General features: G+C 63.0%; 6 protein-coding genes. 2 read left to right on the top strand and 4 right to left on the bottom strand.

All coding sequences use genetic code 11. The annotated features are described in order from the left end of the window. The first annotated feature begins 19 nt into the window (after positions 1-19). Positions 20-11,566 (top strand): hypothetical protein, encoded by an 11,547-nt coding sequence (locus IAE77_RS10390; protein ID WP_294225760.1) that lies wholly within the window; start codon positions 20-22, stop codon positions 11,564-11,566. Here the strand turns inward: IAE77_RS10390 and IAE77_RS10385 are convergent. The 4 genes from IAE77_RS10385 to prfB form a co-directional block, all read right to left on the bottom strand. Continuing rightward, on the bottom strand, positions 11,529-12,611 hold the full coding sequence (locus IAE77_RS10385) for a glycosyltransferase family 4 protein (RefSeq protein ID WP_294225757.1): 1,083 nt from the start codon (positions 12,609-12,611) through the stop codon (positions 11,529-11,531). The genes IAE77_RS10390 and IAE77_RS10385 overlap by 38 nt on opposite strands. A gap of 10 nt (positions 12,612-12,621) precedes the next feature. Further along, on the bottom strand, positions 12,622-13,419 hold the full coding sequence (locus tag IAE77_RS10380) for an Hsp33 family molecular chaperone HslO (protein WP_294225754.1): 798 nt from the start codon (positions 13,417-13,419) through the stop codon (positions 12,622-12,624). Positions 13,420-13,465: 46 nt separating this feature from the next. Next, positions 13,466-14,332: an AraC family transcriptional regulator gene (locus IAE77_RS10375; RefSeq protein ID WP_294225751.1), complete on the bottom strand. Its 867-nt coding sequence runs from the start codon at positions 14,330-14,332 to the stop codon at positions 13,466-13,468. A gap of 102 nt (positions 14,333-14,434) precedes the next feature. Then, a protein-coding gene (gene prfB, locus IAE77_RS10370) for a peptide chain release factor 2 (RefSeq protein WP_294225747.1) occupies positions 14,435-15,584 on the bottom strand; the annotation gives its coding sequence in 2 pieces (ribosomal slippage) (positions 14,435-15,496 and positions 15,498-15,584; 1,149 coding nt in all). 47 nt (positions 15,585-15,631) lie between these two features. On the opposite strand from prfB, the gene recO reads away from it, so the two are divergent. Further along, positions 15,632-16,183 carry a DNA repair protein RecO gene (gene recO, locus IAE77_RS10365; protein ID WP_294225744.1) on the top strand — a complete coding sequence of 184 codons (552 nt, stop codon included), beginning with the start codon at positions 15,632-15,634 and terminating at the stop codon, positions 16,181-16,183. Positions 16,184-16,295: the final 112 nt, after the last annotated feature.

The following is a 16,295-nucleotide window of genomic DNA, read 5'->3' as shown; positions in this document are numbered from 1 at the left end:
GTTCCGGTAAAACGCCGCCATGCACTCGCGCGTTGTTTTGTGGCTCCTGCTGGTTGTGACTCCATCTCTGGCGCAGGAGGCCGGCACGGCACCGGGGCCCGTGCCGGAGGCTGCCGCCCGATACCTCGACATCCTGATCAAGCGGCCGCAGCCGGGGACGATTTTTGAGCGCTTTTATGCCGCGTGGCTGGAGCAGGGCACCACGGCGGAGTTGGGAGCCTATCTGGCCGCCAGAACGAAGGAAAAGTCGGTCACGGCGGCGGATCATCTGCTGCTGGCCCTTTACCAAGCGCATCGCGGTGATGATCCGGCGGCGCTGGCGGCCTATGAGGCGGCGTTGAAGCTGGATGCGGCCAACGCCACGGCCTGGATCGAGCGTTCGCGCCTGGAATCACGCGCGCTTGATTTTGCCGCCGCATTGAAGTCGCTCGACGCGGCGGCGAAGGCGAAACCGGACGCGGCGCAGACGATGGAGATCGGCAAGATGCGCGGGCGCGCCTTGCTGCGGTCCGGGAAAAACGAGGAGGCGCTCAAAGTGTGGAAGGATCTGGCCGCTGCCCATGCCGATGACGAGGATCTGGCGGAGGAACTCGTGGATCTGCTGGCGGACGAAGGCCAGTATGAGGCCGCGATCGAGGCCGTGCAGGCGCTGGTGAAGCAATCGCGCGATCCGGTGGCCCGCACGCTGCGGCAACTGCGGCTGGCGGACATTCTGCTGCTGGCGGAGCGGCGGGACGACGCGCTGAAGACGCTGCGGGAGGCCCTGACAGCGACTGGAGCCGGCACCTGGATCGAGGGTGATGTGATCAGCCGCATGGGACGTGTCTTCCGCATGAGTGACGACGTGAGCGGTTTGGAGAAATTCGTGGCCGGGGCGGTGAAGGACGAGCCGCAGCGCGTGTCGCTGGCGTGGGAGCACACCAAGCTGCTCGGCGAGACGGGCCAGAAGGATGCCGCCATGAAGCAGGCGCGTGAGCTTTTGCAGTCAAATCCGGGACGGCGTGACTTGCAGGAGGGTTTCCTCGATCTGCTGGAGTCACTGGGCTTTCTGCCGGAGGCCGTGGAGCAGGCACGGGTGCTGGCAGGGCAAAACAGCGGTGACAAGGAATTGCTCGTCCGCCTGGCAACGCTGCAGCATCGCACGCAGGACGATGCCGGGGCGCAGCAGACGCTGGAGCGTTTCCTTTCACAGCCCGGAGCAGGTGAGGCGGAGCATCTGCGCGTGGCGCGTCTGCTGGAAAACTGGGAGGAGCCACGCAGTCCGGCGAAAGCGGACGCTGCACCCGGTGCGGCGGCGAAAGCTTACGCGCGACTCGTTGAGAAATTCCCCGACAGCATGAACGCGCACGAGTCGCAGGCGCATTACCTGCATCGTGCCGGACAACGCGAGGCCGCGCTGGCGATCTGGAGCCGGCTGGCGAAGTCCGCGGCGATCGAGGACCTGCTGCGCATCACGCAGGCTTTGCAGGCACGGCTGGAGACACGCACCGCCCTGGATCTGCTGATGCCGCGCGAGCGCGAATTCGCCGCCGAGGCGCGGTTCTACGCGCTGCTGGTGCAGCTCGGCATCGCCAACAAGGAGTACGAGCGCACCCTGCCCTGGGCACGTGCGCGTCTGCGCCTGGCACAGGATGCCGAGGCGATCGAATCCGCCATCCGGGACGTGCTGCTGGTGCTGCGCGGCGATGACAGCGGCAAAGCAGCCGTGGCGCTGCTCCAGGAGCTGCAAAAGCACACCGCGCCCGCCATTCAGGACCGCTGTCTGCTGGCCGCGATGTTTGAAGACAACGGCAAGAGCGCCGAGGCCGAGAAGAGGCTGAATGAAGCGGCCGCAGGTGAGCAACTCATCGTCCTGAGCCAGCTCGCGCATCTTTTCCAGGTGCGGCAGGATTGGGAGAAGGCCGCGCTGACCTGGAAACGTGTGATCGAACTGCCGGAAGGACGCACATCCGCCCGCGTGCAGCGTGTGGTGGACTGCTATCGACGGGCGATGCGGCCCGACGAGGCGCTGCCCTGGCTGGCGGAGTGGAAAAAGCTCTCTCCCAGCGCGGTGCAGCCCTGGCTGGACGAGTCCCGCCTGCTCCAGGAGCTGAACCGGCCGAAGGAGGCGCTGGCACGGCTGCGCGATGCGATGCGGAGGTTTCCGGACAACCTCGAGGCAGCCACCAGCCACGCCACGCTGTGCCAGGAGAACGGCCTGCTGGAGGAGGCGGAGCGCACTTACCTCATGCTGTATGAAAAGACCACGGACGCCGCCGCGCGGCTGCGTCTGATCGGCCCGCTGGCGCTGGCGGCCCAGAATCGCAACGGCCTGCCTCGACTGCTTGAAAACTTCCAGCAGCGGCAGAAGCAGAACCGCGCCTCAGCACAACCCTGGCTGGCGCTGGCGGAGATTCACCGTGCCACGGGCAATGATGAGGAGCGGCGACGCTGCCTGTATGAGGCGTCGCGACTGCGCCCGCAGGATCTGGAGCTGCTGCACGAGATCGCCCGAAGCGAGGAGGAGGTGGGCCTCACCGCCGAAGCCCTGCGCACGCTGGAGGCGGCCGCGAAGCTCGACAAAACCTCCAAGACGCGCGAGCACATCGCCCGCGTGCAGATCGAAAGCGGCGATGCTGATCTGGGCTACCGCCTGCTGTTTGAACTGGCCGGTGGCGACCAGATGGATGCGCGGGCGGTGGAGCAGATGGCGGACGCGATGGCCGAAAGGGGCGAGTGGGAGCGGGTGGTCCTCTTCCTGGAGCCGTTGATCGGGAAACATCCCCGTGATTACCGGCTGCACTACCTGCGTGCGGTAGCCCTGGAGGAGAACGGCAGGGAACGTGATGCCGTGACTGCCTTCGTCGCCCTGCTGGAAATGCATGAGGAACTGCCCGGAGTCACGAGCGCCGGCCGCAGCATCGGCCTGCGGCAGCAGTATGCCACGATGCAACTGCCGCCGGGCACCGAGGACTGGCTGGTGCTGCCGGGAATGATGCAACTGGCCTACGGACACCGGCAGAAAACCGGTGGCCGCGGCAGCTCCTACGGCGGCTATTCACGGTGGCAGACGGCCAGCAGCCTGCCGCGTGGTTTCATCGAGCAAGCGCCTGGCGTCACGGAGTCGCCCGTGCTCGCGCTGGCGCATCTGCTGCAGATCGCCGGCGGGTGGGACTCGCAGGACCGTGCCACGCTGGTGCCACGCTTGAAACAAGCCGGCGTGACCGATGCCGCCCTGCTGCTGGAGGCGGCGGAGTATTCACCGCAACTCACGATCACCACCGAGATGCTGCTGGCACACCCTGAAAGCGCCCTGCTGCATGCCGTGTGGCAGATGCAGTATCAAAATGGCGATCCTGAGGACCTTCAGCCGGCCTGTGAAAGCGGCTGGAAGCTGTTCCAAATGTCCAATCCTGTCCTGGCGCTCAAGTTCGCGCAGCGCGGCTGGGCACTGGGCGGGGATCAGGCCGCGGTGTGGTTCGAGAGGATGGCAACGCTGGTGGAAACGATGCCGGCAGGGGACGCCGACATGTTTCAGATTCTCGCGAACATGCTGCGTTACCAGGGGGGCGCGATGGAGGAGGCGAACACGCTGCCAAAACTGAAGCCGCAGGACATTAAGCGCCTTTCCGCCCGCCTGCTCACCTGGTATCGCGCCCGCAAGAGCATCGACGGCTACGATCCCGCATTCACGGCGGGGGCGTTGATTCTGGCGGAAAACTGGGAAGGCGCGATCGAGGTGCTGAAAGGCGCTTTGGAGCCCCCGCCTGAGGCGGTTCCAGCGAGCAGCCGCCGCAACCGCAGCGGCTTCGGCGGCGCGTCCTATTTGCAGCCGCAGCGTTATCCTTTCATCCTGGGAGTGCCAGTGAGGCTGGCCAGCCTCGCAAACCTTTTCCAGGAAGGTGAATCGATGGCGGCAGGACAACTCACTCAACGCCTCGATCAGATCCGTGGCGGTTTGCGGCCGTTCATCGCCCAAACCAACGACTCGCGGCTCAAACTGCTGCTGCGCATCCTCTGCGCCGACTACGAGGAGGTGGAGAAAGAAAATGCGGAACGTCTGAAATCGAAGGAGGCGGGCGCACAGGACCATCTGCTGGCCGGATGGCTGGCCCAGCGCGCGAGGAAGCCGGAGGCGGCGGTCACGCACTTCGCTGCGGCGCTCACATCGATCACCGTGGCGGAGGACCGGATGGCGGCGGAGAACGCCCTGCTGTTTCACGCCTCCACCTTTCTGCAACAGCAGCCCGACGACAGCAAAGCGGACGCGATGCGTGCCCAGGCACGCGCGGTGCTGGACAGCCATCTCAAAACGACGCAGTCGGCGGACGAGAAGTATCAAATCGCCCAGATTTTCGGCAGCATCGGCCTGCCGGAGGAAGCGACCGCGATTCAAGAGGCCATCCAAGCCTCGCAGCAGTCCATGCGCGGCTCCCGCCAGGCGAACGTGGCCGTGGTGAACCCCTATTCACGCAATCTGTCGTATCAGCGGCAGCAGAAGACGCAGGTCACGCCAGCCCAGCTCGTGAAGGACGGCAAAACCGACCTCGCGGTGAAGGAGCTCGTGCGACAGTTGCGTGCGGCGGTGCAGCAGTCGATTTCGCCTCAAAACAGCATCAGCGGACATCAGCAACTGCATCAGGTCATCAAGAACGCCACCGCGCTCAAGCTATGGGATGACGTGTTCAAGGTGGTGCGGGATTCCGCGGATGCCGGCTGGCGCATGCGCCTGGATCACGCTGTCGTGCTCGAACACATCGGCAACGACCCCGCTCCGGCGCTGGCGGAGCACCAGGCCATCATCGCCGCGAACCCACGGGCGTTTGATTCCCACCTGCGTCTGGCGGTGCTGCTGGCGTATCAGCGGAAGTTTGACGAGGCGGTGCGGCACTGGCGTGCGCTGCCCGCCTTTGTGCAGGAGCAGCAGATCTCCGCCATCATCCAGGAGTTCACACAGCGGCATGAATACGCCGTGATCGATCCTGGGGCGCTCGCCGGCCTGCTGGGCACGTGGCTCCGTGGTCTGGACCCCAGCAGGCCGCTTTCCACTGCGATCGTGAACCATCTCAACCAGGTGCTGCATTACGTGCAGCAGGCGGATGGCACCTACCCATCGCTTTATCAATCCTGGCAGCCAGACCCTTTCAGCGAGGGCGGCCAGGAGTGGAAAGTGAACGCGGATGGCACCCTCGTGCTCGATGAGGCCAGCGCACGACAGCGGGCCCTGCGGCGGCAGGCTCACGATGAACTGTGTCGTGCCATGCTGGAGGTGCCGGAACTCGCGCAATCGGCCTTTCCGCCCTATGCGGCCCTGATCGTGCAGGATGGCAACGCCGCCGCCATCGAGCAGCTCGAAGCCACCGCGCTGGATCTGCTCAAACGCCTCAGCCTGCCGAAGGTGCGACGACGCCTCGCCAACGTGACGAATCCGTACGGCAACTCCTCGCGGCATGGCAGCCAGCAGATTCCCATGCTGGATGCGGCGCAGTTCCTCATGAAGCGAGCCGCCTTGAGGAATGACGTCTCCGCCATCAACGACCGCCTCATGCCGCTGATCACGCAGGTGAACGGCCGTCCACGCGCGGCCTACCTGAAAGGCTGGGCGGATCTGCTGATGGCGACGGAGGCGGACTTTGCCACCACGGCGGAAAAATGGCTCAAGCAGCAGCGGACCGGCGCGAGCTTCGTCCTCGATGAAGCCCTGCGTCTCTGGCATGAGCGGAAGATCGCCACACCCATCGATGCGCTGGTGCTGGCAGGCAGCACGCGGGGCCCCGCGACCATGAGTGATCCCTTTGGCTCATCCCACAGCCTGAGCCAGGCGATGACGAGTTATGCGCTGGCCCTTGGCACACGCGGTGCGGATCAGCAGCGTGAGTTTGTGCGCAAGGTCCGTGACCGCATGCTCGGCAGTGACGCGGCGGCCCGTAAGGAGGTGCTGAAAGCCTGGCGTGAGGAACAGCAGCGGCAGCGCAGCAACCGCTTTGGCTACTACGCGCAGCCCAACCCTGCGGTGCAGAAGGCCGGCAGCTACTCACAATGGCTGCAGAATCTGCTGCAAAAGCCGGGTGGGCTGGCGGTGCTCGAAATCGCCTTGGAGGACGGGTTCGACAGTTCTCCCGGCTGGCTCCGGCAGATCGCTTACCAGCACATCAATGACCGCAGCGGACGGACGGCGGAAGGTTTCATCGCCGTCGCCGAAGCCGCCGGCTTTTTGGGCGATGCGAAAACATTCCGCACCTACGACCTTGGCGAAAACGAGGGCCATGCCAGCTGGCTCGGCAACCTGGTGCGGCAATTCCGCGAGCAGAACGACGACGAGCAGGTCAACGCCGCGCTGGCGCAGATCGCCCGGCGCAAGGCCACGTTCGGCTCCGATCTCACGCAGGCCTTGCTGGTGAAGAACAGCCGCACCTTGGTGCAGATCGATGGTAAGCCCTTGCCTTTCGAGGCCGCGCGGGTGGCGCATTTCCAGTCGGAATTTGACCAGGAGGGGCTCGCGCACCGGGGAGCGGCCTTGGAGGCGTGTTTCATCCGTCACTCCAAAGAACTGCAGGCCATGAACACCATCGGCCAGCAGGAGCTGTCCGGACTGCTGCGGGAGGAACTCGTTGGGTATCCTGAGCCTGCCCACCTGGGACAGCCGCTGGCCCAGGTGCTGGCGCCTCTTTTGAAGACGGAGAGCCTCGACATGATCCGCAAAGTCGATGCCGTGCTCGCGGCGAAAACCTGGGGCGATCTGGGCCAGCAGGAGCACGCGTTTGTCGAGTCCTTTGCCCGTCTGCTGCGGGACGTGGCGCGTTTCGATCTGGAAAAAGCCGCGGCCGCCGCCGCTCATGCTGTGGAACTGCTCCGCTCCAGCCCGGAACAGAAGCAGATGCAGGCTCGCAGGGAAAATGAGCTGCCGACCAGCCGCTTTCTTCACACGCTGGCGCAGAGCCCGGTCCTGCTGCCTGTCATTTTCAAACTGGCCGAGGCGGATGGGCTGATGGATCAGTACTTGTGGCGTTACCAGCTGCGCAACCGTCTCGAACAAGTGGCCCACCATGCGCGGGAGGCTCCGGCGCTGTTCACCGCGACGCCTTTCGTCGCGGAAGCTGGTGAATTCATCGACATCGAGGACTCGGACAAAAGCGAGCCGACGCTGCTGGCGCATCTGATCAATGCGATCGAAAACAACGACAAGTGCCGGGTCGTGCGTGAGCATCTGGCCAGGCAACCCGACACTTTTGGTGTGGAGCTGCTGCGGGCCTTTTTTCACCGCGAACCTGGCGACGACGCCTACGTGCGCAGCTTTTACAACTCCAAGCGTCCGAATGACGCGCCGGTGCTCGCTTTCATCCGCAAACGCGGCGCGGAATTTGTGAAGCTGTCACCCCGCGCGTCTTATTGCGTGTTTGCTCTGCTGAACGCCCGGTTTCAGGGCCTGGAGGCCAAGGTGGCGCAGGATCCGGCGCTGCAGGCGGCCCTGCAGCCTCTGTTTCATGCCGAACGGTCCCACTTCGAGGCGGATGTCACGCGCTGGATGAAGATCAGCGACCTGCGTGGCTCCGGTCATGGTTATCATGACGTCATCGAAAGCTGCGAGCGTCTGCTGGACCGCTTGGCGCAGCAAGACAAGGCCCGAGCGGTCGCCCTGCTGGATCACGTCAGCACCCTGCTGGCCCAGCAGGAGGTGAGAAACAACGGCGGCCAGCGTCAGCCTGCGCACCAAACCCAGGTGGCTAGGTGGTTGCAACGTGCCAGCCGGGTGCCAGAACTGCTCAGTGAGGTCCGACAGCGTGCAGAGCAAAGCGGTGCCGCCAGCGATGCCAAATGGCTGACGGAGCAGATGCGCACGTCAGCCCAGATCTCCGGCCTGCGTGGCCAGCCGGCACGTCTGGTGGCCTTGCTGGAGGCGTCCGGGATGCTGAACGCCGCGGCGACCTTCGCCGCCGGTTTTCTGCCTGCCGCCGAAGGCCAGCAGCCCCGCACACAGCTCGAACTGATGATGACGGATTTTCATTCTCATCCGGGGCTCGCCGAGATCTTGCAGCAACGCCAGCCGCCCACGTTTGGCTCCCGGCTGGTTCAGTTGCTCCTGAGCAGCACTGCCGAGGATCGCGCTGAGTTTGCGCGATCCCATGCCGAGGAGATCGCCGCGTGTCCGCCTGTGCAGCAGCGGTTGCTGGCGGAGTTCATCGAGCGGCGGAAATGGGCGCCGGAGTTCGCCACGAACGTGCTCGCGCTTCAGGACGAGTTCGCGCCCATCTTGAAGGAGCAGGCGGGCAGGGGACAGGAGTGGCTCGACGGGCTTCTGATGGCCGAAAAATGGCAACAGATCGAAGAATCGTATGCGCGGACGTTGTCGCAGAATCAACGGTCAGAATTTGACTCGCGCATGAACGCCGGGCCGATGTTTTTCCGGGCCGGGCAAACCACCCCTGTCATCGACCACCTTGTGACCCAGTTGGCCGCGATCGCTGCCTCTGACGTCGGCAAGGCCCTGCAGGGGTTTCGTCATGTTGCCAGGCTTCACGAGGCGGAGTTCGGCAACTCGCCGAGCCTTGGTGAGCGCTTTTTGCTGAATCCTCTTTTGCATAAGCTGTGCAGCTTTCCCCGTCTTGTGCCTGAGGTGCTCAAGGTCGCCGCACGGAATTGGATTCCCGTCATCACTTCAGGCCAGGTGCCTCTGAATGAATACACGCTCATCACCCAGGCGTTGCCGCCCTCGACGCTTTCCAGCCCTGCGAAAATCGTCTCCATGCTTTCCGATCTGGGATTGCTGACGGACGCCAGCGCCTATGACCCGGTGATTCTGCCGAACTACACCAAACGCAGTCTGCTCGGGCTGGTTTTGTGGCGGCTTTCGAATGCGAACACGGATGTGGGTGAGGAAACCGCCCGTCTGCTGCTGGCGGACAAGGATGCGAAATTCGGCGGCCGCCTGATCGCCGCGTTGATCACCGCTGCGGACACTCCGGCAAAAGATGAGCGGCTGGCCCTCTGCGCCGCAGATTTCAACCGTGTGCCGCCGCAGACGGCGGGCGTGTTGTTGAATGCGTTTGAGGACCAGTATCCGGAGCTCTCACGTGCAGCGGAGGCAGAGGGAGACCTCAAACTGTTCGCGCCTTTGCTTGAGACACGTGCGCGCGAAGAGCGCACCTATCTCGACATGCTGCTGGCGGGACAAAACGGCCCTGAGCCTCACCGTGGCCGGACGCTGGTCGTGAGAAACGAAACGTCCAGGCTGGTGACGAAGGGAATGCGTGAGGAGGTGGTGAGCCTGTTGACGAAGCTCCGCAATCGCATCGACTCCCGCAGTCAGGAAAATCACTTCCTGCCGCGCCACGATCACTACCTCACCAATTCTCTCGACGCCATGCTGGCCATCAACAGCACTGACAGCCCCGCGGTCTTCGCCGGGCGCATGTGGGCGGCGGCTGTCCTGCCGGGTGTCCGTCTGACACCCGCATTGAGGCATCCCCAAGGCTTCCCGGAAAGCAACCATGTGATTCTCATGCTCTGGGAGCAGCGGGGAGGACGCGCGGCGCCCGGGGCGGTGTTTGCTCAATTGATCCAGGAGATTGCCACGCATGACATGAGCGGCACCGCCGGCCTCTGGCTGCCCGTGTTCAGCGACATGGTGATGAATCTCGGCGCATCGGAACGCGGGATGATTTCGGCCTGGGCTGACAAGCAGAGACTGCCAGCCCTGCAAACGATCGCCCATGAATTGAAACTGGCCGTCACTTTGGTCGAGTCCACCAGCCCCGTGTTTCACAGCTCCACCGGAGCCCGGCGAGTCATCGCCGCCTCACCTGCCGCTGCGAGGAGTTTCCGGGCCGCCGGCAAAGCTGCCGCCGCGCTGCTGCGGGATGAAAAAATCGCCTCGCACATCCGCCTTTCCCTGGCCGGTTATCTCTGCGGCGTTTACCCCGGACTTCTGGATGATGAAACGCTGCTGACCTGGGCGCTGGCCGCCGCGCAGGCCTGGCATGATGAGAAACCGGTCACCACTTTTGAGCTAGAGGGCCTGCTGAACGCCGCAGCCGTGCTTCCGGTGAATGACACCTGGAAACGCACGAGCACTGTGGTGCTTGATCGTTGGAAACAGCGGGAAGAGATCTTCCGCAAAGCCCGCATTCGTTCGAACACGCGATCTCTTTATCCCTTTGTCCTCCGCTTCGCGTGCCGTTCGGGGGACGAGGGAGTCTTGGAGGGCTTTGTTCGGGACAAAAATGCCGCAAGTCATGATTTCACCCGCATCAGGAGCATCTTGCTGGAATGTGGAGCGTGGAAACATGCGGCGGCGATGAAGCTCGATTCCACCGAGTATCCGGACACGTTTCATGGGAAGTGGTACGGCTGGCTGCCCCCTGACAAGGCCGCCCTCAAGGCCATGCAGGACGCCAGCCCGGAGGCGGCGCTTGACGCCGAAGTATCGGCCCTGTGCGCCGATGTCGATGCCACCTGGGTGCTGTTCCCGGCAAACTCCAGCCGCCACGGGCATGACGAGCGCCTTGTCCTCTTCACCAAAAAACTCGCCGCCACGCCCTTGCCGGCCGACGTTCTCAAACGCGCACCGGCTCTCACCAAGCTCGGCAGGGAGCATCCGGCGGCCGCCTTGCCGCTGCTGTCGCAGTTCAAGGCGGTGGACAAGGTGTTTCTCTCCGACTCTCTTGGCGAGAACGCCGGAGCCAACCAGTGGGCGGACTTCCTTGCCGTTCATGCGGCCCTCAGCATAGCGAAGAACGATTTTGTTCAGGCGGAATCCTGCTTCAAGCGGCTGAAAACCGACCCCAAGACCAACGACCGCTTCAACACCTACAACCCCGTCGAAGCACGTTTTCGTGAAACGCTGGAGGAATGCCTGCTACGCCTGTGGTCGGGTGGTCTGGCGCGTGACCCGGAGAAACTGCTGGCGTTCTCCCCATACAAAGACGTCGGGAATTATTCATCCAGCTCCAAGGCATTCACACCACGGGCGTTCCAGTCGTGCCTTGCCTCGTGGGCCTCGGCGCTCAAGCAGGGTCCACTTCCGGACAAAACCGATGCCCCCATCAACAAGCTGTCCAGTTCCGGCCAGCCTGAGCATTTCGCCTTGTTTCTCGCGGCCATGGGAGGCACTGGCAAAGAACGCCTTTCTTTCCAGCAGCGGCTGCAACTCTTCGAAGGTGTCTCAAGACAGACTCTGGTGACGACCGCCCGCCCCAGAGTCTTCTCCCTTCTTCTTCACCACGGTTTATTCACGGCTGACGAACTGGTGCGGAACGCCGCCACGCTTCAGCAGAGAGCCGCGTCTTTTCCTCCGGGATACGCAGAAGATCTCGCCGACCTGCTGCTGCGGGAGGACGCACCAGAATCAGCGTCTGCCATGCTCGCGGAAGCCGCTGCTCTCTGGGGTGGGGAATCTCAATCTCCTTCAGTGCCGAGCGCAGATCGCTGTCTGGCAGAACGAGCCGCGCTTCTCATCCGCTTGCAGGACTTCGACGAGGCACGTCGCTGCTTGAATCAGATGCGGCTGGCCAGCACCACATCCGGTTCTGCGGCCCATCATGATGCCCTGCTCAAGATGCTGCCGCCAGCTCCAGCACGTGCAAAGTGAGCTGCACGTTCGTGTCGAGATCGAGCGGCGGCCGTGTTGGCACCGGTCCGGCATGCGTGCGCGTGCGCCAGTGGTTCACGCATTGACCCAGGGCGGCAAAGTCGCGTGGATCGTCGATGACGTGGCCGTTCACGCCGGATTCGATCAATTCGGAGGCGCCGTTGAAGATGGTGGTGATCGCCGGAATGCCGGTGGCGAGGGCTTCGGTGACGACGTTCGAGCAGGGCTCGTAAATCGGCAGAAAAGTGAGCAGGTCGGCCGCGGCGTAGGCGTTTTCGACGTCGCTGAGCGGCCCGGTGAGGATGACGTTTGGCGGAACCTTTCCACGCATGCGATCCCGTGTGACGACGAGCAGTTTCAGGCGCGGATCGTCCTGGTGTTCCGTCATGAACTGCAGCAGCCACGGCAGTCCTTTGCGTTCCCAGCCGGAACCCACGAAGAGGAGCGCGAAATCGTCATCTTTGAGGCCGAAACGACGGCGCGCGGCGTTGCGATCGGCGCCTTGAAAGCGGTTCACGTCCACGCCGTTGCGCACGAGGTGGATTCGGTCGTTTGGGAAGGCCGGGAAGCAGCGCGCGATCTCATCATGCACCATCTCGGAGTTCACGATGATGTGCCGCGTGTTCGCTGGATCGAAGGTCTGCGCTTCCAGGGCCAGCATGTTGCGGTGAAAGGCGCCGAATCCAGTCAACGGACGTTTCCACCACGTGGCGAATTGCTTTCGACGCTGCAGCCAGACGCGGTGCAGGCCGTCCCCTGCGCGATAAACATCCTGTGTGAGCGTGCGTTCGAGGCTGAACACGCAATCGAAGCTGGTGAGCTGCAGCGCTTTGCTGACCTCCTCCGCAAAACGCAGCGGGCGTTCGGCCCGTGAGCCGTGCGTGTGGATGGCATGGAGTTCGACGCCTTTGGCCTGCCCCTGCCATTTTTCGGCAAAGAGATGCGTCTCGTGGCCTGCGGCCGTGAGCGCGGTCAGCAGCCGCTGCAAATACAGCTCCGCGCCTCCGGTGGCGGAGAACTGGCGGCGGATGAGGGCGAGTTTCATGGAGCCCGCACTATGACTGCTTCTGCTTCCATTCCTCGAAGCTGGCTTTGGCCGTGCGAAACACGGCACCGCAGCGCGGGCAGGTGATCTCGGCCATGCCATCGGCAAAAATGTGGTCCAGATCGTCCTGCGGCAGGCGGTTGATGATCGGCATCAGCCGTTCCACCGAGCAGCCGCACTCAAAGACGTAGCCACGTGTTTCCAGCAGCGTGAGGTGCTCGTTCTGCTCGATCTCCAACACGTTCTCCAGCTCCATTTCAGTCAGCCAGATTTCATCGCAATCGGGTTCGGCGGAGATCTGGATGAACTCCTCGTCGGGAAGCCGGAACAGGCGCGTGCGCCGTTGCTCGCTGGTGGTGTAGAATTCCTCCACCGCGCGGAAGATGTCGTCTCCCTTGAACTCGATCATGCTCTGCCGCGTCGGGTGGTTGGGCCGGTTGGTCTGCGAGATGAAAAGAGCCTCACCCTCCTGTTTCACATCCTCGGTGAAGATGCGGCCGGTCACGCGGCCGGGATGCGTGCTTCCTGTGACGAAGAGATTCGCACGCTGCGGCTCCCTGACGTGGATCGTCCAGGCCGTGGTCTCGTCATGCGGGCGGGAGCACAGATGCAGCGCCAGCGCGGCGAGGCCGTCTTTGAGCATCTGGTCGAGCGTTTCGGCATGCTGGATGCCGTGCTGCATCAGATGCAGGTAGTAATCGAGGTACAAGGGGCTGAAACGGCCGCGCACGAGCAGCGCATTGCGTTTCCGCACGAAGTAGGAGCGGAGTTCCACGACGGAAAGGTCCGGGCTGAGCATCTGACTCATGCGGTGCTATCTCACTGGAACAAGGCCCATGCAAGTGGCGTGGGCATCACTGCCCGGCCACGCCCCGGAACTTCTGACGGTAGGCGCTGGGCGTGGTGCCCATGACTTCGCGGAAGCGGCGGTTGAAGTTGGCGAGGTTGCGGTAGCCGCAATCCATGGCGATGTCGGTGATGTTTCCCGCATCCTCCGCCAACATGCGACAGGCACGGCCGATGCGCACCTCATTGACGTATTCGGGCACCGTCTTGCCTGTGCGTGAGTGGAAGAAGCGACTGAAGGCACCGAGGCTGAGATGCGCCAGCTTCGCGAGGCGTTCGCGGTCGATCTCCTCGGTCAGATGCGTGTGGATGAAGTCCACCACGCGCTCCATGCGGCCCTGGTCGGCAGATTCGAGCTTCGGCTCGTAGCTGGCGCTGGCGAGCGGCTTGAGCTCGGTCGAATTCGCCAGGGTGTTGAGGATGGCGAGCAGTTCGATCACGCGGGCCAGCCCCTCGCTCTGCGCGAGACGTTTCATGTGGTCCGTGACAGCAGTGCGGGTGTTTCCACGCACCTCCAGGCCGCGTGCGGCACGTTGCAGCAGACGTTTCACCGGCTCGACCTCAGGCAGCGTGAAGAAATCGCGACCGAGGAATGTCTCATCGAAGCGCACGATGATCGCGCTCACCTGGCGTGCCTTCGGCCCCCGGTCCTGATGCCAGACATGCGGCAGGTTCGAGCCCAGCAGGACGATGTCGCCGTCGGAGAGCGTGCCGATGTTGTCGCCCACGACTCGATGCCCGCGGCTTTCGATGGCCAGTGTGAGCTGATACTCCGGATGAAAATGCCAGCGCGTCCCATAGTCCGGGCCATGCACCACCTCGCAGTGGAATGACTCCCACTGACGCTTCGGCACTTTCTCAAAGACAGGCTTCATCTGGTTGCTGGGTGCTGGATTCTAGATGCTGGAGTTCGAGGTTTCAGCAGCCCATGTGTGCAAGCATGGGCCATCCAGCATCCAGGATCAAGCATTCAGCATCTAGTCCACGTCATCCTTGTCGCTCTCCCCGGCCTTCTTGCCACGGAGCATGGCTTCCATGAAGGCGTCGAGGTCGCCGTCCATGACGTCGGAGATGTTGCTGGTCTTTTCGCCCGTGCGGAGGTCTTTTACCATCTGGTAGGGCTGGAAGACGTAGCTGCGGATCTGGCTGCCCCAGCCGATGTCGCTCTTCTCGCCGTATTGCTTGTTGAGCTCGGCTTTGCGCTTGTCGTCTTCGATTTGGTAGAGCTTGGCCTTCAACATCGCCATCGCCTTGGCGCGGTTCTTCGGCTGGCTACGCTCGATCTGGCAGGCGACGATGACGCCGCTGGGCACGTGGGTGATGCGGACGGCAGTTTCGACCTTGTTCACGTTCTGGCCGCCTTTGCCACCAGCGCGATAGGTGTCGATCTTGAGGTCTTCGTCGCGAATCTGGATGTCGATGTCTTCCTCGGAGTCAGGCGTGACATCGATGGAGGCAAAGGAGGTGTGGCGCTTCTTCGCCGCGTCGAAGGGTGAGATGCGGACGAGGCGATGCACGCCGCGCTCGGTTTGCAGGAACCCGAAGGCGTTTTCGCCGATGATTTCGAGCGTGGCGGAGCGTGTGCCCACATCGTCGCCGGCCTCATGGTCGATCAATTCGACCTTGTAGCCTTTGCGCTGGCACCAGCGCTGATACATGCGCATCAGCATGTCCGCCCAGTCACAGGCCTCCGTGCCACCAGCACCCGAATGAATGGTGATGAAGGCATTTCCACGGTCAAACGGCCCTGCGAGGAGCAGTTCCAGCTCATAGGCGGAGATGTCGGCAGTCAATTTCTTGTATTCCTGCTCCACCTCGCGCCAAGTCTCCATGTCGCCGGCTTCCTTGCCCAGCTCGATCAGACCGTCGAAGTCGTTCACGCGCGATTCCAGATCGCCCAGGGGACCGATCTTCTTTTTGATCACGTTGGTGCGGTCGATGATCTTCCGCGCCGCATTCGCATCATCCCAGAAGCCGGGGGCGCCCATGCGGTCCTCCAGCATCGCCAGCTCGTCCTTCAATTTCGGGACGTCAAAGATACCTCCGGAGCTCCCCCAAACGGGCTTTCAGGGCCGCGGTGTCGAGGGCTTGGAGGTCGGTGAGGATGGTCTTGCTGGTTTTTTCCATGCGGCGTAAATAGCGGCTGGGCGCGTGAGTTCAACGCCTTTGTCATCATGGAGAAAACAGAGGCCATTCTCATCGGACGCACTCGCTACTCGGAGAGCAGCCTCATTGTGCAGTGGTGCTCCGCAGATCTGGGGCTCTTCAAAACGATGGCCAAGGGGGCGCTGCGGCCGAAATCGCCCTTCAATGGCGTGCTGGATCTCTTCGTCTCCGTCGAACTGCGATTCGTGCGCAGCAAATCGAGCGATCTGCACACACTCGCTGAGGCACGCTGGACGAATCCGCGTCTCGGGCTGCGTGAGAGCTACGGGCGCGTGCTCGCCGCGACCTATCTCGTCAAATTGATCTCCCTCGTGGCTGAAACCGGCTCGCCGATCCCGGAGATTCACGAATTGCTCGTCAAAGCGCTCGATTACCTCGCCACGAAGGACCCTGTGCCAGCCTTGATCACGCGTTTCGAGCAACGCCTCGCCGAAATCCTCGGAATCATTCCCGAAGGTGATTTCGGATTGGCTGCCGCTGCGATTGAAGACAGCTTCCACCGCAAGCTGCCCGTTCAGCGACGGCAGGTGTTTGACTGGATGGGCAAACACATAATCTGACCAGTCATCATGTCGGTTCTTCTTCTCAAACCTTTTCGGATCTGCCTAGGCAGTGTTTTAAAACCTCTTGAGCGGCTGCATCCAATCGATGACAGCGGCGAAAGCGAGCAGT

The sequence above is a fragment of the Prosthecobacter sp. genome (assembly GCF_014879935.1).
Taxonomy (GTDB): domain Bacteria; phylum Verrucomicrobiota; class Verrucomicrobiia; order Verrucomicrobiales; family Verrucomicrobiaceae; genus Prosthecobacter.
Note: the sequence above shows the minus strand (reverse complement) of the source record. Positions and strands in the feature narration are given on the sequence as shown.